Raw genomic sequence first — 23,713 nt, forward strand, 5'->3', positions numbered from 1 at the left:
GCACCCTCTCCCGCCCGATCACGGCAGCCGCCGAGATCGGTCAGAAATGACGAAGACGGCAAAAGCCGACTTCGTTGGGGAGAGGGGAAACCCGGAGAGGACCGCAAAGAATTCAGCGCCGCTGGCGCAAAGGAACGAACGCCATGTTCTCGAAGATCCTGATCGCGAACCGGGGTGAGATCGCCTGCCGCGTCATCAAGACGGCGCGCAAGATGGGCATCAAGACCGTCGCCGTCTATTCCGACGCCGACAAGGACGCCCTCCATGTGGAGATGGCGGACGAGGCGGTGCATATCGGCCCGCCGCAGGCCGCCCAGTCCTATCTCATCGCCGAGAAGATCGTGGAGGCGTGCAAGAAGACCGGGGCCGAGGCGGTGCATCCCGGCTACGGCTTCCTCTCCGAGCGCGCCTCCTTCCCCAAGCTGCTGGCCGAGCACGGCATCGTCTTCATCGGCCCGAACCCCCATGCCATCGAGGCCATGGGCGACAAGATCGAGTCCAAGAAGGCGGCCGCCGCGGCCAGGGTCTCCACCGTGCCCGGCTATCTCGGCGAGATCGCGACTGGCGAGGAAGCGGCCAAGATCGCCGACGAGATCGGCTATCCCGTGATGATCAAGGCCTCCGCCGGCGGCGGCGGCAAGGGCATGCGCATCGCCTATTCCCGCGACGAGGTGCAGGACGGCTTCGACCGCGCCCGCTCGGAGGCGAAGTCCTCCTTCGGCGACGACCGCGTGTTCGTGGAGAAGTTCATCGTCGATCCGCGCCACATCGAGATCCAGGTGCTGGGCGACAAGCACGGCAACGTCATCTATCTCGGCGAGCGCGAGTGCTCCATCCAGCGCCGCAACCAGAAGGTGGTCGAGGAAGCCCCCTCCCCGCTGCTCGATGAAGCCACCCGCAAGAAGATGGGCGAGCAGGCCGTCGCCCTCGCCAAGGCGGTGGGCTACGACAGCGCCGGCACGGTGGAGTTCGTCGCCGGGCAGGACAAGAGCTTCTTCTTCCTGGAGATGAACACCCGCCTGCAGGTGGAACATCCCGTCACCGAGCTCATCACCGGCATCGACCTTGTGGAGCAGATGATCCGCGTCGCCGCCGGCGAGCCGCTGACTATCACTCAGGACGACGTGAAGCTCACCGGCTGGGCGGTGGAAAGCCGCATCTATGCGGAAGACCCCTACCGCAACTTCCTGCCCTCCACCGGCCGCCTCGTGCGCTACCGGCCCCCGGCGGAAGGCAAGGATGGCCCCATCACCGTGCGCAACGACACGGGCGTCTATGAGGGCGGGGAGATTTCCATCTTCTACGATCCGATGATCGCGAAGCTCGTCACCCACGCCCCCACCCGCGCCATCGCCATCGAGGCGCAGGCGGATGCGCTGGATGCCTTCGCCATCGACGGCATCGGCCACAACATCCCGTTCCTCTCGGCGCTGATGTCCCATCCGCGCTGGCAGTCGGGCAACCTCTCCACCGGCTTCATCGCCGAGGAATATCCCGAGGGCTTCGTCGCCCGCGCCCCGGAAGGCGAGCTGACGCACACGCTTTCGGCCGTGGCGGCGGTGATCGACCACATCCAGAACACCCGCAAGCGCCAGATCTCCGGCCAGACCTCCGGCGTGACGTGGCGCATCGCCAAGCGCCGCATCGTGAACCTCTCGGCCGGCGAGGCGACGATCTCCACCCCGTGCGAGGTCGAGGCGGTGGACGGCGGCTTCAAGGTGCAGATCTTCGAGGCGGACGGCACCCCCGGCCACATCCACCTGCTGCGCTCCACCTGGAAGCCCGGCGACGTGGTGTGGACCGGCACCATCGATGCCGATCAGGTGGCGGTGCAGGTGCGCCCCATCCCCAACGGCTACGTGCTCGCCCATCGCGGCATCTCCACCAAGGCGCAGGTCTACACCGAGCTGTCCGCCTCGCTGGCGGCGCTGATGCCGAAGAAGGAGAATGCCGGCGGCGGCAAGGAGCTGCTCTGCCCCATGCCCGGCCTCGTGGTCTCCGTCGCCGTGGTGCCCGGCCAGGAGGTGAAGAACGGCGAGATCCTCGCCATCGTCGAAGCCATGAAGATGGAGAACGTGCTGCGCGCCGAGCGCGACGGCATGATCAAGGCCGTCCACGCCAAGGCGGGCGACAGCCTCGCGGTGGATGCGGTGATCCTGGAATTCGCGTGATGCCGGGCGGGCGTCAGGCTATTTTCGGCCTGCGTCAGGGGATCGTCATGCCCGGGCTTGTCCCGGGCATCCACGTCGCGTCGCTGGCGCACTGTGCTCGGGTATGCTCCCGGACCATCCACGTGGATGGCCGGGACAAGCCCGGCCATGACGGTTCCTTCATTATGGCGATCGCCCGGAAAGATCTCTGAATGCGCCTCCTCTCCCACCTCCTCAGCCGCTTCGTGGAAAAAGGCCAGCTCACGGTCATCACGGCCGATGGCAAGCGCCACGTGTTCGGCTCGGGCAAGGACGGCCCGTCCGTCACGGTGCGGATGCACGACAAGAAGCTGGAGCGCGACCTGTTCTTCAATCCGGAGCTGGTGGCGGCGGAGGCCTATATGGACGGCCGCCTCTCCTTCGAGGATGGGGCCGGCGCGTTCGAGCTGCTCAACCTGTTCTCGGTGAACCGCAAGGGCCTCGGCTCCCACCCGGTGCAGCAGGCGCTGCGCAAGGCGTGGCGCTCGGTGCGGCGGTTCCAGCAGGCCAACCCCGTTTCCAAGGCGAAGGAGAACGTCTCCTCCCACTACGACCACCCGGCGGACTTCTACCGGCTGTGGCTGGACGAGACGATGGCGTATTCCTGCGCCTACTTCACCCATCCCGACGAGCCGCTGGCTGACGCCCAGCGCAACAAGTTCCGCCATATCGCGGCCAAGCTGAACATCTCCCCCGGCATGCGGGTGGCCGAGATCGGCTCCGGCTGGGGCGGCCTCGCCATCTACATGGCGAAGGAATGCGGCGCGCACGTCACCGCCATCAACGTCTCGCCCGAGCAGCTGGCCGAGAGCCGGCGGCTTGCGGAGGCGGCGGGCGTGGCGGACTCCATCGACTTCCGCGAGGTGGATTACCGCAACCTCACGGGCAAGTATGACCGCGTGGTCTCCATCGGCATGATGGAGCATGTGGGCGTCGCCCATTTCGACGAATATTTCACCACCATCCGCAACCTGCTGGACACGGGCGGCTTCGCGCTCATCCACGCCATCGGCCGCATGTCGCCTCCCGGCACCACGGCGCCCTTCATCCGCAAATACATCTTCCCCGGCGGCTATGTGCCGGCGCTCTCCGAGGTGTTCGCCTCCACCGAGCGCACCCACCTGTGGGTGGACGACTGCGAGGTGCTGCGGCTGCACTATTACTGGACCATCCGCGCCTGGCGCCGGAACTTCATGGCCCGTCGCGCGGAAGCCGATGCCATGATGGGCGAGCGCTTCGGCCGCATGTGGGAATTCTACCTCGCCGCCGTGGAGCTGGGCTTCCTGCACGGCTCCAACATGGTGTTCCAGCTCCTCCTCTCCGAGAAGCGCGACGACGTGCCGGTGATCCGCGACTACATCGTGGACGCCGAGCGCGCGCTCGCCGCGCGGGAGCGGCGGTGATGGAAACTCCCGTGCCCCGGACAAGCGACGGCGCAGCCGGAGTGCTGATCCGGGGCCCAGCGCACAGCTCCCGCGCAGCGGTCCATTCCCCCGCGCGGCAAGGGGCAGGCCGCCTTCGGCGCAGTCTCGCGCTGGATCCCGGCTCTCCTTCCGCTCCGCTTTGCTCCGCTCCAGTCGGCCGGGATGCGACCGACCCCTTCCCTCCCGAGGTCCTGACATGACCGACGCCACCGCCCTCCCCTTCGCAACCGACATCGCTCCCGTCACCCGCGCGGACTGGCTGAAGCTGGTGGAAGGCGTGCTGAAGGGCGCGCCCTATGACAAGCGGCTGGTGACGCGCACCTATGAGGGGCTGGCGCTCGATGCCCTGCCGGAGCGCAAGGCCGATGCGCCCATCGTCGCCGGCCGGCCGGCTGGCGCGCCCTGGGTCATCTCCATGCGGGTGGACCAGCCGGATGCGGCCGAGGCCAATGCGCAGGCGCTGGAAGACCTCGATGGCGGCGCCTCCGGCCTGTCCCTCGTCTTCTCTGCGTCCCCCTCAGCCCACGGCTTCGGCCTGCCGGAGGGCGCCGACCTCTCGCTCGTCCTGAAGGACGTGCTGCTCGACCTCATCGACGTGCGCATCGAGAGCGGCAATTTCCAGGGGCGCGAGGATGCCCTCGCCTTCGCCGACCTCGTGGAGGCGCGCGGCTTCAAGCCGGAGGGCGTCTCCGTCTCCTTCGGCCTCGATCCCCTGAGCGATTTCGCCGCCCACGGCACCCTGCCCATGGCATGGCCGCTGCTCGCCAAGCGCTTCGCGGAAACCTCGGCCATCCTCAAAGCCCGCGGCTTCGCCGGCCCCTTCGCCCGGGCGGATGGCGGCGTCTATCACGCGGCCGGCGCGTCCGATGCGCAGGAGCTGGCGGCGGTGCTGGCCACCATGGTCGCCTACCTCAAGGCCTATGCCGAGGCCGGCATCGCGCTGGAAGAGGCCTCTGGCCGCATCGAGGCAGCTTTGGTGGCCGACGTGAACCAGACCGCCACCATCGCCAAGTTCCGCGCCATTCGCCTGCTCTGGGCCGCCGTGCTGCGCGAATGCGGCCTGCCGGAAAGGCCGCTGAAGCTGCACGGCACCACCGCGTGGCGCTCCCTCACCCGCCGTGATCCTTACGTGAACCTGCTGCGCAACACGGTCGCCGCCTTTGCCGCCGGCGTCGGCGGGGCGGACAGCGTGACGGTGCTGCCCTTCACCCAGGCGCTGGGCCTTCCGGATGCCTTCGCCCGCCGCCTCGCCCGCAACACGCAGGTGATGCTGCTGGAGGAGAGCAACGTCCACCGCGTTGCCGATCCCGCCGCCGGCGCCGGCGCCATGGAGGCGCACACGGATGGCCTCGCGGCCAAAGCGTGGGACCTGTTCCGCACCATCGAGAAGCGCGGCGGCATGGCCGACGTGCTGGAGGACCGCTGGTTCAAGGCCGAGATCGCCGAGGTGAAGGCCAAGCGCGACGCCGACGTCGCCACCCGCAAGGCCCCCATCACCGGCACCTCGGAATTCCCCATTCTGGTGCAGGAGGTGCCGGAGGTGCTGGCGCCGCTGCCGCCCACCGCTCCGGTGGCGGATGGCGCGCTTGCCCCCACCCGCATCGCCGAGGCCTTCGAGGCCCTGCGCGATGCTGCCGAGGCCGCACCCAAGGCGCCGGTGGTGTTCCTCGCGGCCCTCGGCCCGGTGGCCGCTTTCACCGCCCGTGCCACCTTCGCCAAGAATTTCTTCGAGGCCGGCGGCATTGCCGCCCCGGTGCCGGACGGCTTCGCCGACCGCGACGCGCTGGTCGCCGCCTTCAAGGCGTCGGGCACGCCCTTCGCATGCCTCGTCTCCTCCGATGAGGTCTACGGCGCCGAGGGCGTGGCGGCGGCCGAGGCGCTGAAGGCCGCCGGCGCCACCGCCGTCTGGCTCGCTGGCAAGCCCGCCGCAGAGCTTCAGGCGACGCTTGCGCCCGCGGGCGTCACCGACTTCATCTTCGCCGGCTGCGACGCGCTGGAAACACTGACTCGCGCACAGGTTGCGGCCGGCCTAGAATGACTCCACTGGCATTCATCCCCTCAGGGCAGGGACGCAATGACACTGGCCTTGAATCTCAGGTTCGATCTGGCCCGGCTCACCGATGCGGAGCTGGCGCAAAGGTGCGACGCCATCTGGGCCGATGTGGATCAGATGCAGGACGACCGCGGAACGATCCGCACCTCGCCGCGCTGGCGCGGCCCGGTGCGTCACCCGCGCGCCTATCTGTTCTGGGCCATGGTGCGCGGCAGCAGCGCGGAGGAGCTGGAGATCCTGCTCTCCGCCTTCGCCGCCAACACCTCCCTTGCGGATGTGGTGTCACGCCTGCCGCGCATCCGGCTGCATCTGGCGCTGTGCGAGATGCAGGACATTCTGGACGAGATGAAATCCCGGACCCGGTCGCCGCTCAGGCCTGCGCCGTCGCGACCCGAGTCCATTTGAGCTAGGATGGATGCCATGAGCCGGATCCCCAATTTCGCCGAGATCGACTGGCGCGCCGCCGCCCCCGCCGTCCCGTCCGCCGCCGCCGAGGCGTGGACGACGCCCGAGGGTATTCCGGTGAAGCCGCTCTACGGCCCGGCGGACATCGAGGGGCTCGGCTACATCGACACCTACCCCGGCATCGCGCCCTTCCTGCGCGGGCCGTATGCGCCCATGTACGCCACCCAGCCCTGGACCATCCGCCAATATGCGGGATTCTCCACGGCGGAGGATTCCAACGCCTTCTACCGGCGCAACCTCGCCGCCGGCCAGAAGGGCCTCTCTGTGGCCTTCGACCTCGCCACCCATCGCGGCTATGACTCGGACCACCCCCGCGTCGCCGGCGACGTGGGCATGGCGGGCGTCGCCATCGACAGCATCTACGACATGCGCACCCTGTTCTCCGGCATCCCGCTGGACCAGATGAGCGTGTCCATGACCATGAACGGCGCGGTGCTGCCGATCCTCGCGCTCTATGTGGTGGCGGCGGAAGAACAGGGGGTGGCGGCCTCCAAGCTTTCGGGCACCATCCAGAACGACATTCTCAAAGAATTCATGGTGCGGAACACCTATATCTATCCGCCCGCACCCTCCATGCGCATCATCTCGGACATCTTCGCCTTCACCTCGAAGGAGATGCCGCGCTTCAACTCCATCTCCATTTCCGGCTACCACATGCAGGAAGCCGGCGCGACGCAGGACCTGGAGCTGGCCTACACGCTGGCGGACGGCGTGGAATACGGCCGCGCCGGTGCCGCCGCCGGCCTGCCCATCGACGTGTTCGCGCCGCGCCTCTCCTTCTTCTGGGCCATCGGCATGAACTTCTACATGGAGGTGGCGAAGCTGCGCGCCGCCCGCCTCCTGTGGACGCGCCTGATGACCGACCTCGGGGCCAAGAACCCCAAGTCCCTGCCGCTCCGCACCCATTCCCAGACCTCCGGCTGGTCGCTCACCGCGCAGGACGTGTTCAACAACGTCATGCGCACGGCCATCGAGGCCATGGCGGCCACCCAGGGCCAGACCCAGTCTCTGCACACCAATGCGCTTGACGAGGCGCTGGCGCTGCCCACCGACTTCAGCGCCCGCATCGCCCGCAATACCCAGATCCTGCTCCAGCAGGAGAGCGGCACCACCCGCCAGATCGATTTGTGGGGCGGCTCCTATTTCGTGGAAAAGCTCACCGCCGATCTCGCCGCCAAGGCGTGGGCGCACATCCAGGAAGTCGAGGCGCTGGGCGGCATGGCCAAGGCCATCGAGGCCGGCATCCCCAAGCTGCGCATCGAGGAGGCCGCCGCCACCACCCAGGCCCGCATCGACGGCGGGGCGCAGACCGTGGTGGGCGTCAACAAGTTCAAGCCGCTCAAGGACCGCCTCATCGACGTGCTGAAGGTGGAGAACGCCACCGTGCGCGCCGCGCAGATCGACAAGCTGAACCGCCTCAAGGCCGAGCGGAACCCGGCCGAGGTGGCTTCCAAGCTCGAAGCCCTCACCAACGGCGCCGCCGGCAACGGCAACCTTTTGGCACTCGCCATCGAGGCGGCGCGGGCCAAGGCCACTGTGGGCGAGATTTCCGACGCGCTGGAGAAAGTGTTCGGCCGCCACCGCGCGGAGATCCGCGCCATCTCCGGCGTCTACAAGCGCGAGGCTTCCGCCATGACGGACAAGGTGGGCAAGGTGCAGAAGCTGGTGGAAGCCTTCGAGACCGCCGAAGGCCGCCGCCCGCGCATCCTCGTCGCCAAGGTGGGCCAGGACGGCCACGACCGCGGCCAGAAGGTCATCGCCTCCGCCTTCGCCGACCTCGGCTTCGACGTGGACATCGGCCCCCTCTTCGCCACCCCCGAGGAAGCCGCCCGGCAGGCGGTGGAGAACGACGTGCATGTCGTCGGCATCTCCTCGCTGGCCGCCGGCCACCTCACCCTCGTGCCGGCGCTGAAGGCGGCGCTGGAGGCGGAAGGGCGCGGCGACATCATGGTGGTGGTGGGCGGCGTCGTGCCCCCGCAGGACTATGAAGCCCTGAAGGCCTTCGGCGCCGAAGCCATCTTCCCGCCCGGCACCGTCATCGCCGACGCGGCGAAGGAGCTGCTGCACACGCTCTCCCACCGGCTGGGGCACACTCTCGAAGCGGCGGAGTGAACGGGGCGCAGGCCATCGCGCCGGGCTCCACCCTCAAGGTGCTGGAGCCCGCGCCCGGCGTGCTCGCCTTCTATGACGGGCGCATCCCCGGCGTGCGGTTGCATGGGTCGCAGGAGAACTGGCTGGATGATGGCGCCTTCGCCCTCGGCATTGCCTCCTATGCGGTGATCGATGGGGACGACGCCCTCGTCTACGACACCCACATCACCCTCGCCCACGCCCGCCTTATCCGCGCGATGCTGGAAGAGCGGGGCGCGCGGCGCATCCGCGTGGTGCTCAGCCACTGGCACGACGACCACGTGGCCGGCAACGAAGTGTTCGCCGATTGCGAGATCATCGCCAATCGCGAGACCGACGCGCTGCTCCGCGCCAACCGCAACCGGCTGGAGGCGGCGGACCCGCCCATCAATCCGCTCATCCTGCCCAACCTTCTGTTCGAGGACCGGCTGTCGCTGATGGTCGGCAGCCTGCCCGTCGAGCTGGTCCATGTGGACATCCACAGCCGCGACGGCACCGTCGCGCTGCTGCCCGGCGGCATCCTCCTCGCCGGCGACACGCTGGAAGACCCCATCACCTATGTGGACGAGCCCGACCGCCTCGCCGCGCACCTGATTGGCCTTGAGCGCCTCGCGGCGCTGGGCGCCACACGCATCCTGCCCTGCCACGGCGCCCCCGACGTGATCGCCGACGGCGGCTACGGCCCGGCGCTCATCGACGCGACGCGGCTCTATGTGGAGAAGCTGCTCAGGCTGAAGGACGAGCCGGCGCTGGCGGGGCTCGACCTGCGCGCGTTCGCGGCAGAGGCGTTCGCTACCGGGGCGATCTCGTACTTCGAGCCCTATGAGGCCGTGCACCGGCGCAACGTTGAGGCGGTGATGACGCTCGACTGAGCGCCCCCGCTCAATCCACGCCCTTCCCGTTCCAGCGCTTCGTCGTCGGCAGGTCGAGGCCGAACAGGTCGAGGGCGCGGGCGACGGTCTGGTCCACGATCTCCAGGATGGAAGTCGGCCGGTGGTAGAAGGCCGGCACGGGGGGCATGAGGATGGCGCCGTTGCGGGTGGCCTGCGCCATCAGCTCCACATGGCCGGCGTGGAGCGGGGTTTCGCGCAGCAGCAGCACCACGCGGCGCCGCTCCTTCAGGCACACGTCGGCGGCGCGCACCACCAGCTCGTCATTGTAGCAATGGGCGATGCCGCTCAGCGTCTTGATGGAGCAGGGCGCGACCAGCATCCCCTCGGTGACGAACGAGCCCGAGGACACGCAGGCGCCGATGTCCTTCGGATTGTGGACGTGGTGGGCGAGGGCGCGCACCGCATCCGGCGTGAAGTCGGTTTCGGCGATGATGGTGCGCGCCCCGGAGGCGGAGAGCACGAGATGGGTCTCGACCCCGCCCCGCTCGCGCAGAAGCTGGAGCGCGCGGATGCCGTAGATGGCGCCCGACGCGCCGGTGATGGCCACCACGAGACGTTTCATGTCATCAATCCGGCAGCGCCAGATCCGACCAGATCGCCTCGGTCAGGTCCGTGAAGGCGGGATCGCTGCGCATGGTGCGCATGTGCCGGGGCCGCGGCAGGTGGACCTTGTATTCGGCGAGGATGCGGGCCGGGCGCGCGCTGAACACCACCACGCGATCGGCCAGCGCCACCGCCTCCTCGATGTCGTGGGTGACGAAGATGATGGAGCGGCGCTCCGCCTCCCACACCCTCAGCAGTTCGAGGCCCATGGCGATCTTGGTCTGGTAGTCGAGCGCGCCGAAGGGCTCGTCCATCAGCATGAGGGACGGGCGATAGGCCAGGAGGCGCCCCAGCGACACGCGCTGGCGCATCCCGCCCGAAAGCTGCTTCGGCCAGGCATTCTCGAAGCCGTCGAGCCGCAGCAGCTTGATGAGCCTCGCCACCTGCGCCGCCTGCTCGCCGGAGGGCGTGCCACCCAGCTCGGCGCCGACGCGGATGTTCTCGGCCACCGTCCGCCACGGCAGCAGCGCGTCCTTCTGGAACATGAAGCCGACCTTGGGCGGCGGCGACGTGACCGCCACCCCATCCACCTCGACCCGCCCGCCGGAGGGCTTCAGCAGCCCGCTGATGGCGCGCAGGATGGTGGACTTGCCCGAGCCCGACGGCCCCACCACGGCGACGAACTCGCCCTCCGCCACATCAAGCGAGATGCCCGAGACCACCTCCAGCGGCGGCAGGTCCGGCCGGGGGAAGGAGATGCAGAGGTCTTTCAGTGCGGCACGGGGCCTCGGCGTTTCGGCGGTCAGCGCCAGATTGGTCAGCGCCATGTGATCATCCTCCGCTCGACGAAGCCGACAAGCTGATTGGCCAGCATGGCCAGCACCATCAGCACGATGAGGCCGGTGAACACGCCTGTTGTGTCGAGCTGGCCGCCGCGGCTTTCCACGTACCATCCGAGGCCGCGATTGGCGCCGATCAGCTCGCCCACCACCGCGCCGATGAGGGCGAGGCCGATGCCGATGCGGAACGAGGCGAGGATCCACGGCGTCACCGCCGGCAGCAGCACCCGGCGCACCAGATAGAACCGCCCGGCGCGCATGGACCGCATGAGGTCCAGATGGTCGGGATCGATGGTGCGGATGCCCTCCATGACGTTCATCAGGAAGATGAACACCACCATGGTGAAGGCCATCATGATCTTGGAAAACAGGCCGATGCCGAACCACAGGATGAACAGCGGCGCCAGCGCCACGCGCGGCAGGCCGTAGAGCCCCATGATGACCGGATCGAGGGTGCGGGCGACTTCCGGCGCGCGGGCCAGCACAATGCCGAGCGGGATGCCGATCACCGCCGCGAGCACGAGCCCGGCGCCCGCCTCCTGCAACGTGGTGCTGGTGTGCAGCCACAATTCGCCGTTGAGGGCGAGCTCCCACAGCCGCGCCGCGATCAGGCTCGGCCGGCTGCTCCAGAACGGATTGAAGAGGGTATGGGAGGCGAGTTCCCACAGGCCGAGCAGGACGGCGATGAGGCCGATCTGCCGCAGCCCCGTCGCGCCGATCCCGAAGGAAAAGCTCCGCCGTCCCGGCCGGGCGAAGGCCGGCCCGCGCGTGGTGATGCTGTCGCTCATGCGGCGCCTCATTTGGGCAGATAGGAGAGGGCCACGATGTCGGCGTAGGGCATCGGCTTCAGCTTCGGCTCGGCGATCGTCATCATGGCCATGAGGAAGTTGAAGCTCTCCGGCGACATGACGCCGTCCTTGGAGAGATAGCCGGCGGCCAGGTCATCGGCGAGCTGGGCGACCATGGCGTCGTCCTTCATCTCGGGGAACAGGGACTTGATGGCGGGATAGAGCACCGTCTTGTCCTGCTGGATGAGGCGCAGCGCCTTCACCACCGCCCGCGCCACCTTGCGCGCATCTTCCGGGTGGGCCTTCAGCCAGGTATCGGTGGCGATGAGATCCTGCGCCGGATAGGGCAGCTTGCGGAAATCCTCGATGATCCGGTAGGCGCCCTTCTCGGCCATGACGATCTGGATGTCCGGCGTCGAGAACATGCCGCCGGCGATGGCGCCGGCCTGCAGCGCCGCCTTCTGCGCGCCCGCCCGGCCCACCGAGAGCAGCACGAAGTCCTTGTCCGGATCGAGCCCAGCCTTGCGGATGGCATAGCGCACCGTGGTGTCGGTGAGGCTGCCGGCCGTGGTGATGCCGATCTTCTCACCCTTGAGGTCGGCGATGCTCTTGGCGGTGGAATCCGCCTTGCCGATCAGCGCGTAGCTGTGCTGCTCGGCAAGCGCCACCAGCACCTTTCCGCCGAGCCCGCGATCCTGGAGATGGACCGCATGGTCGGCGGCGCAGATGCACAGATCGATGCTGCCGGAGGCGAGGGCCTGCGCCACCGGCCCGCCGCCCTTGAAGTCGAGGCGCTCATATTTGAGGCCCTCTTCGGCGAAGAAGCCTTTCTGGTCCGCCACAAGGACCGGCAGGCCGCCGGCCGAGAGCTGGGCGACGCCGATCTTGAGCAGCGTCTCGGCGGAGGCGGCCATGGACGACAGGCCGGCCAGCGGCAGAAGCGCCGCCGCGAAAAGAAGAGACTGGAACCTGCGACGCATGTGTTCACCCTCTGGAAGAGTGGAAGAATGCTTCACCAACCTCAAACGCTCTCGCCGCTTCTCTTTTCCGGGCGATGTTTTTTCTTCGGGCCGGGCTTTCTTCGGGCCGGACGTTCTTCGGACCGGACTTGCCGGAAAGCTGGTCTTTTCCGATCTGAAAACGATGGGCGTGATGTCCCCGCAGCCACCACGCCCATCGTCTCGCCCGCCCGGCTCACGCGCCCGGCGGCTTGGCGGCAAAGCGCGAGCCGCGCAGGCACATGGCGCCCTTCGCGTCCTGCCACAGGCGTTCAGTGGCGTGCAGATGGCCGAGGGCACGGGCGACAATGGCGAAGTTGTAGTCGCTGAACGCTTCCGCGATATCCGTGTAATAGCGCGGCGCCTCGCCGATCATCTGCGCGATTTTCTCGGCCAGCTCGGCGACATCTTCCTCGCCCGCCACCGCACCGGGCTCATCCGCCTTGCCGGACACGTAGTCGCCGATCTTGGCCGTGTCGGCATAGGCATAGGCGATGCGCTCGTAGCGCTCCTTCGGGATGCCCTCGGAGATGGTTGCATCGATGCCCACCTTCGCGGTGGTGGGCACCACGCCGGGCGGAGTCGGCCGCAGGCTCGGGTCCAGCGGCTTTCCGCGCGCGCCGGTGACGATCATGATGTCCTTGTCACCCTGCACGCGCGTGGCGATGGCCCATTCCACGTCCATGGGATTGAAGACGTCGATGTCGTCGTCCACGACCACCACATGCTTCAGGTCCATCACCGAGAGGGCGGCGAGCAAAGCGTTCTTGCCCTCCCCCGGCTGCTTCTTGATGGAGATGACGGCGTGCCAGAAGGCGCAGCCGCCGAGGGTGACGTTGATGTCCTTCACCTGCACGCCGGCGGTCTTCAGCGCCTGCCGGATGAGGGCGTAGCGGGTGGGCGCGGCGAGCCAGGTGTTCTCCCACGGCATGTGGAGCGCGTAATAGACCGCATCCTTGCGCATGGAGACCGACTTGATGCGCACGATGGGGTTCCAGTGCAGCCCGCCCATGAGCCGGGTGAACTCGCCGAAGCGGCCTTCCGGATAGATCCAGCCGTGGGGCAGGATCTCCGCCTCCAGCACGATCTCGGCGTCGGCGATGTAGGGCACGTCGATGGTGCGGCACGGCGCCAGGTCCACGGGGCCACCGCGCAGGCCACCGGAAATGGCCATCTCGTCCACGCCGAGAGGGGCGCGGAAGCCCGAGCCCATGATCTCGTAGGGATGGGTGCCGATGGAGATGGAGATGGGGCACGGCCGGCCCGCCTCGTAGGCCCGCTGCGCGAACAGGCGCATGTTGTTGGGCGTGACGATGTCGATGCCGGTGAGGTTCTTTTCCTTGACGATGAAGCGGTAGATGCCCGCGTTGAGGCCGAATTCCGGATCACGCGCGATCACCACCCCGGCGGTGATCATCGGGCCGCCGTCATAGATGGAACTCATGGGGATGGGCAGCTTGTAGAGGTCGACCGCATCGCCCTCCATCACCACTTCCTGCGTGGGCGAGGTGTTGACGATGTTGGGGCTGACGGGCCGGTCGATGGCGGCCCTCAGCTTCATCTCGATTTCGGGATAGGCGGTGCAGCCGAGCGACATGATCGCCCGCCTCTGCGAGCGGATGATGCCGGAGACGACGGGCACGTCGTAGCCGATGACGTCATGGAAGAACAACGCCTTGTCGGACTGGTCCACGAGCGTGGCGATGTGGCGGATGTCGATCGGCTGATGCAGGTCGATCAATTCGCCCTGATCGCGAAGCCGGCCCAGGAACTCGCGAAACGTCTCGGTATCGTGCCGCATCTGTCACGCTCCACGCGCGCCACGTGCCGTGGCCACGCCACTGAACAGGCACGGCATGACGCCGCGCCCCTCCCGATTTGATGGACTTTTTCACGCCGCCATCGCGAACATCGGCCACACGCGCGCCGGATGCCGCGACAGAAATGCCAAGCTTATTTGCAGTTGTTCAGGGCACTCGCAGCCAATTCGAGCTGCTGAACTCTAACCCTACGGCAGTTATCGCATCATTCATGATACGGAACCCCTCGGAAACGCCGCCCATGGCGAGCCGTTCACCTTCCGATGCCGAATGGCCTCGAGAGGTGCTGTGCTCTACACCATCAACACACTGTCACGTTGGGGCGGACACGCCGGAGCCCAGCGACCACGGAAGACATAATACATAGCTTGGTATGCAAGTCTACAGAATGGTCATGCGCTAATTTTAGGCAAAGCCCTAGTCGCGCTGCTGGATATCGGCCTCCAGCCGCTCCGTGAGATCGATCAGCATGTCCCGCAGAGCCTTCTGCGCCACCGGATCGAGCCCTTCCAGCGCCACGCTGTTGACTTCGGCGGCGTTGCGGACGGCATCGCGGGCGAGCCGCACGCCCGCCTCGGTGAGATGGATGGTGGCGAGCCGGCCATCCTCGGCGCTCTGGCGGCGGGTGATGAGGCCGTCGCGCTCCATGCGCTTCAGGGTGTTGGCCATGGTGGCCTGCTCGATGCGCACCACCTCGCACAGATCGCGCTGGCTCATGCCGTCCTGGGCGAGCAGTTCCACGGCGATGGGATACTGGCCAGGGAGGATTCCATCCGGCCCGTTGCGGACCTTCAGGGACTGGGCAAGCAGCCGCGCCAGCAGGCTGATGAGATAGCCGAGGGTCATCCGGTGCAGCGGGGCGACCTCGAAGCTCTCCGGCGCCGCCATCTCCTGCGCCTGATGCTTGCTCTTGGCCGCCATCACCACCCCTCCGCTCGCCTGCAGACCCGTCCGGGCGGGCGTCGAGCGCCGCGCACCATCTTCCGCAACCCTCCGGGCCGCGAACCCCTTTCGGTTTTAGAGGGAGAGACGCCAAGTTTCCAAGGCCCCACGCTCACGCCCCCTCCAGAGCCAACCGCCGGGGCCGGGACTGGCCCTTTCTTGGGCAGCGCCCTGTGAGCCTCCCACCAAAACCGCCCGCTTTTGCGACAGATGGACACCATATGGTTGATTTACACCGATAAATTTTTTCATAGCGTGCTATCTATTTAGCCTTCTCCCCAGCCAGGTCGTTCTGTAGGCTTCTCACCAGTCAGCCGAGAGGTGATGAGCGTGACCGAGGAGCGCGACAGCGACCGGGGATCGGATGCGGGGCATGTCCTCGAAATTCCGAGCGCGACCCTGAAAGGCCGGCAGGCCTACGACCTGCTCCGGCGCGAGATCGTCTCCTGCCGCATCCTGCCGGGCACCCGCTTCACCGAGGCGGAGCTGATGGAGCGGCTGGAAATCGGCAAGGCCAGCTGCCGCATCGCCCTCCAGCGGCTCATCCAGGACGGCTTCGTCGCCTCCATGCCGCGCCACGGCTACCGCGTCACGCCCATCACCGTGAAGGATGTGGAAGAGGTCTTTGCGCTCCGGCTGGTGCTGGAGCCGCTGGCCGCGCGCGGCGCCGCCGGGCGGGTCAACAGGGCGCATCTGGAGCGGCTCGAAGAGGCCTGCCGGGTAAAGCTGACGACCGATGTGGGCAACCAGATCGACTTCTTCCTCGAAGCCAACCGCAGCTTCCACATGGCCATCGCCGAGGCCGCCGGCAACCAGCGCCTGTGCCGCTCGCTCTCCGGCCTCCTCGACGAGATGACGCGCCTCGTGGCGCTCGGCTTCGGCGTGCAGGGCGTGCGCCCCAACATCGCCAACGATCACGTCCTGCTTATCGACTATCTCTCCGCCGGCGATGCCGCGGCCGCCGCCGAAGTGGCGCGGCGGCATGTGGAGACGTTCCGCGAGATGACCATGGAGAAGGTCATCGCCTCGCTCCGGGATTCCGCCGCGGTGGTTCCCGTCGCCCCGCTCTCCAGCCTGAGCGGGAGGGAGCGGTGAGCGTCGTCCAACTGGAAAGCGTCGGCAAGAGCTTCATGCGCCGCGACGGCGAGCAGCTCGAAGTGCTGCGCAACATCGATCTCGACGTGCCGGAGCGCTCCATCGTCGCCCTCGTCGGCGCCTCGGGCTGTGGCAAGAGCACTCTGCTCAACATCGTCGCCGGCCTCATCCCGCCGGATCAGGGCACGGTGTTCCTGAACGGCCAGAAATCCAGCGCCTTCAAGGATTGGCGCACCATGACCTACATGTTCCAGGAGGACCGTCTGTTCCCCTGGCGCACCACGGCCCAGAACGTCGCCCTCGGCCTCGAAGCCGCCGGCATGCCGCGCAAGGAGCGGCGCGATCGGGTGATGCAGGTGCTGGAGCTGGTGGGGCTGGAGAAGTTCGCCGACTCCTTCCCCCACGAGCTGTCCGGCGGCATGCGCTCGCGCGCCGCATTGGGCCGCAGCCTCGTCACCGAGCCGTCGATCCTGCTCATGGACGAGCCCTTCTCCAAGCTCGATCCCTCCATCCGCACGCAGATGCACGACGAGGTGCTGCGCATCGCCGGCCTGCGGCAGATGTCGGTGCTGTTCGTCACCCACGACGTGGAGGAGGCGGTGGTCCTCGCCAACAAGATCGTGGTGCTGATGCCGCGCCCCGGACGGGTGAAGGAAACCCGCGAGATCGCCCTGCCCTACCCCCGCAATCCGCTCTCGCCCGAGGTCGCCGAAGAGGTGCGCCTGCTGCGCCTCAGCCTGTGAATACGTTCCCTGCCGCGTTCCGCCGCGTCCGTCCTCCTTCGCAGAAGCCGAGCCAGATGAAGCGCTCCCCCCTCCAGATGACCCAGGACCGCCGGCTGCGCCTCATCGGCCTCAGGCTGCTGCTCATCATCATCGTGGTCGGCCTCTGGGGCATCGGCTCGCTGGGCGCGCCCGCCTTCATCCTGCCGAGCCCGCGCCGGGTGTTCGGGGTGTGGACGCAGCTCGTGGTCACGCCCGGCTTCTGGGCGGATTTCGGCATCACCTTCTACCGCATCGCCATGGGGTTCATCTTCGCCACCGTGGTGGGCGTGGTGCTGGGCCTCCTGCTCGGGGCGAGCCGCACGCTGGGCGACTTCTTCCAGCCTTTGCTGGTGGTCATCAACACGGTGTCCTCGTCAATCTGGGCGATCTTCGCGCTCATCTGGTTCGGCCTGTCCAACTGGTCGACCATCTTCGTGGTGTTCATGACCGCGATGCCGCTCATCCTCACCAATGTCTGGCAGGGCACGAGCACGGTGAACCGCGATTTCATCGAGCTGGCGCAGACGTTCCGCATGTCGCGGCTGCAGGTTCTTCTGAAGATCTACCTGCCCACCATCCTGCCCCAGTTCTTCGCCGGCGCCCGCCTCGCCTTCGGCTTCGGGGCCCGCGTCTCCATCGTGGCGGAGGCCCTCGGCGCGTCGAGCGGCATCGGCTACCGGCTGCGGCAGGCGGCAGACCTCGTGCAGACGGACCAGGTGTTCGCCTGGACCCTCACCCTCGTCATCCTGATGATCTTCATCGAGGCGGTCCTGCTGAAGCCCCTCGAAACGCATCTCTTCGCCTGGCGCAAGCCGCGCCCGGCCTGAAACCCATAAAGCAAAAAAACAATACAACCTTCCATCACGGGGATTTCGATATGAAGCGTCTTGCTTTACTGGCCGCCGCAGTCGCAATCGGCCTGTCATCTCTTCCCGCCGAGGCCGCGAAAGTGCGGATCGGATACTGGAGCTCCGGCGTCAGCCTCGGCTTCGGCTCCTTTCTGGAAGCCGGCAAGTTCATGGAAAAGCAGGGGCTCGAAGCCGAGTTCGTGAAGTTTCCGGATGTGAACGCCCCCACCAAGGCCATGGCCGCCGGCGCCATCGACTTCGCCATCGGCGCCAGCGCCGGCAGCGCCTTCTCGGTCGCCGCCGATGGCCTGCCCGTGACCATCGTGCTCGCAACGCAGGTGGCCGATCTCGACTTCGTGGTGATGGCGGATTCCCCCATCACCAAGATGGAGGAGCTGAAGGGCAAGAAGATCGGCATGTCGCCGTCGGGCAGCGCCACGGCGGCCATCAGCGCGGCCATCCTCATCAAGAATTACGGCATGACCGCCTCGGATTTCGAGGCCGTGCCGGGCGCTGATCCGCGCCTCGCGCAGTTCCTGGTGCAGAAGAACATCGACGCCGCGGCGCTGCGCACCGTCACCATCGCCCTCCTGCCCGACGTGAAGCTGCGCAAGCTCGCCTCCTTCCGTGGCGAGTGGGCGAAAGTCACCGGCAAGGAGGCCCCGCCCGTGCTCGGCGTCGGCCTCATGCGCAACGCGTGGATGAAGGAAAATCCCGAGGGCGCCGCCAAGGTCATCGCGGGCATGCGCGGCGCCTACGAGGCCGGCAAGGCCGACAAGGCCGCCGTCGCCAAGGCCCTGATGGCCGCCGGCAACATCCCGGAAGACGACGCCAAGGCCTACGCCGCCCTTTGGGACGGCATCTACACCGTCTCCATGGAACCCGCCGACATCGCGTCGATGAAGGCGGAGTTCGAAGTCTTCAAAAGCGTCGGCGCAGTAAAGGGCGACCTGCCCGACGCGGCTCTGGACCCCGCCCCCTACCAGGCTTCCAAGGCCATCAAGTAGTCGCCCTGGCGCTCAAGCCGCCGAAACGTTCCAAGCAGAGAGAAGTGAAATGACAAAAACCATGAAGGCCCTGCTGCTGAAGCAACATGGCGACGTGAGCGATCTCGTGGTCGTCAACGACTATCCCGTCCCCAGCGCGAAGCCGGGCGAGGTGGTGATCCGGGTCGGTGCGTCGTCCTTCAATTATCACGACGTGTTCACGGTGAAGGGCATGCCCGGCATCAAGGTGCCGCTGCCCGTCATCATCGGCCTCGACATGGCCGGCGAGATCGTGGAGCTGGGCGAGGGCGTCACCGGCTGGTCGGTGGGCGACCGAGTGCTGGTGAACCCGCTCAACCCCAAGGTGGGGCTGATGGGCGAGATGATGGACGGCGGCATGGCGGAATACTGCGCCGTCACCGCCGGCCAGCTCATCAAGATGCCCGACGGCGTGAGCTTCACCGACGCCGCCTCCCTGCCGGTCGCCTACGGCACCGCCCACCGCATGCTCGTCACCCACAACACGGTGAAGGCGGGCGACAAGGTGCTCATCCTCGGCGCTTCGGGCGGCGTGGGCACGGGCTGCGTGATGCTCGCCAAGCAGATGGGCTGCGAGGTGATCGCCTGCGCCGGTTCCGACGACAAGATGGCCCGCCTGAAGGAACTCGGCGCGGATCACGTCGTGAACTACCGCACCACCGACTTCTCCAAATGGGCAGTCGAGAAGTACGGCAAGCCCCAGCGCCGCACCTATGAGGGCGGCGTGGACGTGGTGGTGAACTTCACCGGCGGCGACACCTGGGTGCCCTCGCTCCGCTGCGTGAAGCGCGGCGGCACCATCCTCGTGTGCGGCGCCACCGCCGGCCACGATCCGAAGGAAGATCTTCGCTACATCTGGAGCTTCGAGCTGAAGGTCATCGGCTCCAACAGCTTCTACCACGAGAACCTCTCCGCCCTCATGGACATGATCCAGAAGGGCGAGCTGAAGCCGGTGGTGGACAAGGTTCTCCCCCTCGAAGAGGCCGCCGAGGGCCTGCGCATGATCCGCGACCGCGAGGTCATGGGCAAGATCGTCGTCACCCCCTGAGAGGCCGCACCATGTCTGACGCTCCCCTGACCAAGGAACAGGTCCAGGCTCTTCTGCTGAAGGGCCCCTTCCACCAGTGGCTCGGCCTCACTGTCGAGGACGTGGGCGAGGGCACCATCCGCCTGCGCGCCAAGTGGCGCCCGGAATGGGTGGTGAACGCCGACAAGGGCTATGCCCACGGCGGCATCCTCGCCACGCTGGTGGATCTCACCGCCGACTGGGCGCTGGTGTCCAAGACCGGGCGCGGTGTGCCCACCGTGGACCTGCGGGTGGACTACCACCGCGCCGCCATGCAGCACGACCTCATCTGCGTGGGCAAGGTCATCAAGTTCGGCGGCCAGCTCTGCGTCTCCGAGGCGCAGGTCCTGGACGAGGACGGCAAGCTGCTCGCCTCCGGGCGCGGGGTCTACATGATCCCGCCCAAGGCCTGAGGAGGAAACCCGTGGCCGCGCTCGACCATGTGGTGATCAACACCCTCAAGTCCATGGACGCGGCCGCGGACCTCTTTGCGGCGCTGGGCTTCACGCTCACGCCGCGGGGGTACCATTCGCTCGGGTCCATCAACCATCTGATGATGACGCCCGGCGCCTATCTGGAGCTGGTGGGGGTGCCGGACACCGGCCGCCAGCGCCAGGAGGTGCTGGACAGTCCCTTCGGCCTCAACGGCCTCGTGCTGCGCACCTTCGACGCCGACGCCACCCGCGACCGCCTCGCGGCCGCTGGATTCGCCCCGACCGGACCGGTGGCCTTCTCGCGGCCGGTGGACGTGGAGGGCGTCGAGCACGACGCCCGCTTCCGCACCGTGCGCCTGCCGCCGGAAACCTTCCCGGCAGGGCGCGTCTATTTCTGCGAGCACCTGACGCCGGAACTGGTCTGGCGGCCGGAATGGATGACCCATCCCAACGGCTTCGTCGCCATCGACGCCTTCACCATCGCCTCGACCGACCCGGACGCCGAGGCACGCCGCCTCGCCACGGCCTTCGACAGCACCGCAATGCCCCACGCCGAGGGCTGGCGCGTGCCGCTGGACGATGCCGACGTGCTGGTGGTGCCGGGCGAGACAGCCGCCTTCCGCACCGCGACGCTGCGTTTCGCCAGCCTCGACGACATCGCGGCCCGCGCCGCCGCGCGCGACGATGCCGGCTGGCAGCCCCTTTCCCCCGATGCGGGCCTGCTCAGCCTGCCCGCCTTTGACCTGAACCTGACCTGCAGGAGCAGCCGATGAGCTTGCCCGCGAACCTCGGGGATTTCGTCTGCCGCACCAACGCGTCGGACCATCCCCTGTTCATCGGCCTCGATTTCGACGGCGGCACCACCGTGCTCACCCGCGCCGCCTTCGATGCCCTCGCCGACGCCGTGGCCCGTGGCCTGCTCGCCCACGGCCTCGTGCGCGGCGACCGCATCGCCATCCTCGCCGCCAACCGGCCGGATTATGTGGCGGTGGTGATGGGGGCCATGCGCGCCGGCATCGTGCCGGTGCCGGTGAACTTCAAGTTCCCGGCCGCGACCATCGCCGACGTGATCGCCGATTGCGGCGCGCGCCTCGTGGTCCACGACGCCGAGCGCCGCGCGCTCCTGCCCGCCGAACCGCCCGAGGGCGTCGCCTTCGTGGATTTCGACGGCACCGGACCGGGCACGCTCGCCGCCCTCCTCGATCCCGGCGCGTTCGAGCCGGTGGTGCCCGTGCCCGACGAACCGGCGCTCAGCCTCTACACCTCCGGCTCCACCGGACGGCCCAAGGGCGTGCTGCTCTCCCACGCCGCGCACCGGTGGGTGGCGGACACCCGCCGCACCGAGACCGATCTCTCCCGCGAACGGATGCTCATTGCCGCGCCGCTCTACCACATGAACGCGCTGGCGCTGGCGCTGCTCACCTGCGCGTCCGGCAGCACGGCGGTGCTGCTGCCCCAGTTCCGCGCGGTGCCCTATATCGAGGCCATCGCCAGCCACGGCTGCACCTTCCTCACCGCCGTGCCGCCCATGATCGCCATGATGCTGCGGGAAAAGGCGGCGCTGGCGAAGGCCGACCTCTCCGGCGTACGCATGCTGCGCATGGGCTCGGCGCCGGTGACGGATTCGCTGGCCCAGCAGATCCGCCAGCTGCTGCCCAACGCCGCCATCATCAACGCCTATGGCACCACCGAGGGCGGCCCCATCGTGTTCTCCGGCCATCCGGACGGGCGGCCCGTGCCCATGGGCTCGGTAGGCTATCCCCATCCTCAGGTCGCCGTACGCCTCGTGGGACCGGAGGCGCCGGAGAGCGGGGAGCTGGAGATGAAGAGCCCGGCGGTGATGCTCGGCTATCACAACCGCCCGGACGTGCGCTCGCCCCTCACGGCGGACGGCTTCTACCGCACCGGCGACGTGTTCCGGCGCGATGCGGACGGCTTCTATTATTTCCTCGGCCGCACCGACGACATGTTCGTCTGCGGCGGTGAGAACATCTTCCCCGGCGAGGTGGAAGCGGTGCTCGACAAGCACCCGCAGGTGCTTCAATCCTGCGTCGTGCCGGTGCCCGACGACATCAAGGGCGAGAAGCCCGTGGCCTTCGTGGTGCGCCGCGCGGGCGCCGACATCGGGGAGGAGGCCTTGAAGCAGTTCATGCTCGCCAACGCCCCCGCCTACCAGCATCCCCGCCGCATCTGGTTCCTCGACCAGATGCCGCTCGCCACCACCAACAAGATCGACCGCAGTGCGCTGAAGCGGCGCGCGATCGCCGATGTGAGCGCGGCCGAGATGAGCCCCGCAGGGAGCCCGGCATGAACGTCATTGCCCCGCCCCGCGCGGTCCCCGATCAGGCGTGGGTGGCCGAGGCCATCGCGCGCATCGAGGCGGACATCAACCGCTCGGCCGACACCCACCTCATCCGCATCCCCCTGCCGCGCGTGCCCGGCATCACGCTCTATCTCAAGGACGAATCGAGCCACCCCACCGGCAGCCTCAAGCATCGGCTGGCGCGCTCGCTCTTCCTCTATGCCCTGTGCAACGGCTGGATCGGGCCGGACACGACCATCATCGAATCCTCGTCCGGCTCCACCGCCATTTCGGAAGCCTATTTCGCCCGGCTGCTGGGCCTGCGCTTCATCGCGGTGATGCCCCGGCGCACCTCGGCGGAGAAGGTGGCGGCCATCGCCTTCGAGGGCGGCGAGCCCCACCTCATCGACGGCTGGAACACGTCGGAAGAAGCCCGTCGCCTCGCCGAGGAGCTGGACGGCCATTACATGGACCAGTTCACCTTCGCCGAGCGGGCCACCGACTGGCGCGGCAACAACAACATCGCCGAGAGCATCTTCTCGCAGATGGCGTGGGAGCCGTATCCGATCCCCGACTGGGTGGTGTGCAGCGCCGGCACGGGCGGCACGGCGGCGACCATCGGGCGCTTCATCCGCTACCGCAAGTTCCCCACGCGGCTGTGCGTGGCGGACCCGGAGGCGTCCGTCTTCCACCGCCACTATGCCGACCGTTCGGTGATGCAGGTGGACGCCTGCAAGAGCGTCATCGAGGGCATCGGGCGCACGGTGGTGGAGCCCTCCTTCATCCCCTCGGTGGTGGACCGCATGGCGGTCATTTCCGACGCGGCGAGCATCGCCGCCGCCCGCCGGATCAGCGCCGTCATCGGCCGCGCCTGCGGCGGCTCCACCGGCACCAACATCTCTGCCTGCGTCGATCTCATCGAGGAGATGGCGGCAGAGGGGAAAGGCGGGTCCATCGTGACCCTGCTGTGCGATTCCGGCGCGCGCTACCGCTCCACCCTGTATGACGATGCCTGGCTCGCCGAGCACGGCATCGACCTTAAGCCCCACATCGCACGGCTCGATGCCGTGTTCGGCCCTGAGCGCTGAGCTTCTC

Annotated in this window: 21 protein-coding genes; 15 read left to right on the top strand and 6 right to left on the bottom strand. The window is 67.8% G+C overall.

What is annotated here, in order from left to right; genetic code table 11:
- The first annotated feature begins 143 nt into the window (after nt 1–143).
- From A37E_RS0124290 to A37E_RS0124320, 6 genes are all read left to right on the top strand, one after another.
- Nucleotides 144–2,171, top strand: coding sequence for an acetyl/propionyl/methylcrotonyl-CoA carboxylase subunit alpha (locus tag A37E_RS0124290; RefSeq protein ID WP_029558973.1), 2,028 nt, complete (start codon nt 144–146; stop codon nt 2,169–2,171).
- 191 nt (nt 2,172–2,362) lie between these two features.
- A complete protein-coding gene (locus tag A37E_RS0124300; RefSeq protein ID WP_029558975.1) occupies nt 2,363–3,592 on the top strand; it encodes a cyclopropane-fatty-acyl-phospholipid synthase family protein in 1,230 nt (409 codons plus the stop codon).
- Nucleotides 3,593–3,809: 217 nt separating this feature from the next.
- Complete coding sequence (locus A37E_RS0124305; protein WP_029558976.1) at nt 3,810–5,651, top strand: methylmalonyl-CoA mutase subunit beta; 1,842 nt, start codon at nt 3,810–3,812, stop codon at nt 5,649–5,651.
- Between the two features lie 36 nt (nt 5,652–5,687).
- On the top strand, nt 5,688–6,071 hold the full coding sequence (locus tag A37E_RS0124310; protein WP_029558977.1) for a hypothetical protein: 384 nt from the start codon (nt 5,688–5,690) through the stop codon (nt 6,069–6,071).
- A 15-nt stretch (nt 6,072–6,086) separates the two neighbouring features.
- Entirely contained in the window at nt 6,087–8,243 is a 2,157-nt protein-coding gene (gene scpA / locus A37E_RS0124315) for a methylmalonyl-CoA mutase (protein ID WP_029558978.1), read from the top strand.
- The gene (locus tag A37E_RS0124320) at nt 8,240–9,133 is read left to right on the top strand and encodes an MBL fold metallo-hydrolase (protein WP_029558979.1); all 894 of its coding nucleotides are present in this window, start codon (nt 8,240–8,242) and stop codon (nt 9,131–9,133) included. Before scpA ends, A37E_RS0124320 begins: the two co-directional genes overlap by 4 nt.
- Nucleotides 9,134–9,143: 10 nt before the next feature.
- Here the strand turns inward: A37E_RS0124320 and A37E_RS0124325 are convergent, their stop codons facing one another.
- From A37E_RS0124325 to A37E_RS0124350, 6 genes are all read right to left on the bottom strand, one after another.
- Nucleotides 9,144–9,716, bottom strand: coding sequence for a UbiX family flavin prenyltransferase (locus A37E_RS0124325; RefSeq protein ID WP_029558980.1), 573 nt, complete (start codon nt 9,714–9,716; stop codon nt 9,144–9,146).
- Nucleotides 9,717–9,720: 4 nt separating this feature from the next.
- Nucleotides 9,721–10,524, bottom strand: coding sequence for an ABC transporter ATP-binding protein (locus A37E_RS0124330; RefSeq protein WP_029558981.1), 804 nt, complete (start codon nt 10,522–10,524; stop codon nt 9,721–9,723).
- The gene (locus tag A37E_RS0124335) at nt 10,515–11,324 is read right to left on the bottom strand and encodes an ABC transporter permease (RefSeq protein WP_197023040.1); all 810 of its coding nucleotides are present in this window, start codon (nt 11,322–11,324) and stop codon (nt 10,515–10,517) included. The genes A37E_RS0124330 and A37E_RS0124335 overlap by 10 nt, the downstream gene beginning before the upstream one ends.
- An 8-nt stretch (nt 11,325–11,332) precedes the next feature.
- Nucleotides 11,333–12,304 carry an ABC transporter substrate-binding protein gene (locus tag A37E_RS26215; RefSeq protein ID WP_024278408.1) on the bottom strand — a complete coding sequence of 324 codons (972 nt, stop codon included), beginning with the start codon at nt 12,302–12,304 and terminating at the stop codon, nt 11,333–11,335.
- Between the two features lie 214 nt (nt 12,305–12,518).
- The gene (locus A37E_RS0124345; protein ID WP_029558984.1) at nt 12,519–14,123 is read right to left on the bottom strand and encodes a UbiD family decarboxylase; all 1,605 of its coding nucleotides are present in this window, start codon (nt 14,121–14,123) and stop codon (nt 12,519–12,521) included.
- Nucleotides 14,124–14,559: 436 nt separating this feature from the next.
- A complete protein-coding gene (locus tag A37E_RS0124350; protein ID WP_051679308.1) occupies nt 14,560–15,063 on the bottom strand; it encodes a MarR family winged helix-turn-helix transcriptional regulator in 504 nt (167 codons plus the stop codon).
- 345 nt (nt 15,064–15,408) lie between these two features.
- Between A37E_RS0124350 and A37E_RS0124355 the strand changes: the two genes are divergently transcribed.
- The 9 genes from A37E_RS0124355 to A37E_RS0124395 are packed head-to-tail and all read left to right on the top strand — an operon-like array spanning nt 15,409 to nt 23,706.
- Entirely contained in the window at nt 15,409–16,179 is a 771-nt protein-coding gene (locus A37E_RS0124355) for a GntR family transcriptional regulator (protein WP_051679309.1), read from the top strand.
- Nucleotides 16,176–16,922: an ABC transporter ATP-binding protein gene (locus tag A37E_RS0124360; protein WP_029558987.1), complete on the top strand. Its 747-nt coding sequence runs from the start codon at nt 16,176–16,178 to the stop codon at nt 16,920–16,922. Before A37E_RS0124355 ends, A37E_RS0124360 begins: the two co-directional genes overlap by 4 nt.
- 56 nt (nt 16,923–16,978) lie before the next feature.
- Complete coding sequence (locus A37E_RS0124365; protein ID WP_197023041.1) at nt 16,979–17,770, top strand: ABC transporter permease; 792 nt, start codon at nt 16,979–16,981, stop codon at nt 17,768–17,770.
- Between the two features lie 50 nt (nt 17,771–17,820).
- On the top strand, nt 17,821–18,798 hold the full coding sequence (locus A37E_RS0124370; protein ID WP_029558989.1) for an ABC transporter substrate-binding protein: 978 nt from the start codon (nt 17,821–17,823) through the stop codon (nt 18,796–18,798).
- A gap of 49 nt (nt 18,799–18,847) precedes the next feature.
- Entirely contained in the window at nt 18,848–19,864 is a 1,017-nt protein-coding gene (locus A37E_RS0124375; RefSeq protein WP_029558990.1) for a zinc-binding dehydrogenase, read from the top strand.
- Nucleotides 19,865–19,875: 11 nt separating this feature from the next.
- Nucleotides 19,876–20,295 carry a PaaI family thioesterase gene (locus tag A37E_RS0124380; RefSeq protein WP_029558991.1) on the top strand — a complete coding sequence of 140 codons (420 nt, stop codon included), beginning with the start codon at nt 19,876–19,878 and terminating at the stop codon, nt 20,293–20,295.
- A gap of 11 nt (nt 20,296–20,306) precedes the next feature.
- Nucleotides 20,307–21,089: a VOC family protein gene (locus A37E_RS25640; protein ID WP_245279415.1), complete on the top strand. Its 783-nt coding sequence runs from the start codon at nt 20,307–20,309 to the stop codon at nt 21,087–21,089.
- On the top strand, nt 21,086–22,627 hold the full coding sequence (locus A37E_RS0124390; protein ID WP_038193674.1) for a class I adenylate-forming enzyme family protein: 1,542 nt from the start codon (nt 21,086–21,088) through the stop codon (nt 22,625–22,627). The genes A37E_RS25640 and A37E_RS0124390 overlap by 4 nt, the downstream gene beginning before the upstream one ends.
- Nucleotides 22,624–23,706, top strand: a complete 1,083-nt coding sequence (locus A37E_RS0124395; protein WP_029558994.1) for a PLP-dependent cysteine synthase family protein — start codon at nt 22,624–22,626, stop codon at nt 23,704–23,706. Before A37E_RS0124390 ends, A37E_RS0124395 begins: the two co-directional genes overlap by 4 nt.
- Nucleotides 23,707–23,713: the final 7 nt, after the last annotated feature.

The organism is Xanthobacter sp. 91 (assembly GCF_000702385.1).
Lineage (GTDB): Bacteria > Pseudomonadota > Alphaproteobacteria > Rhizobiales > Xanthobacteraceae > Xanthobacter > Xanthobacter aminoxidans.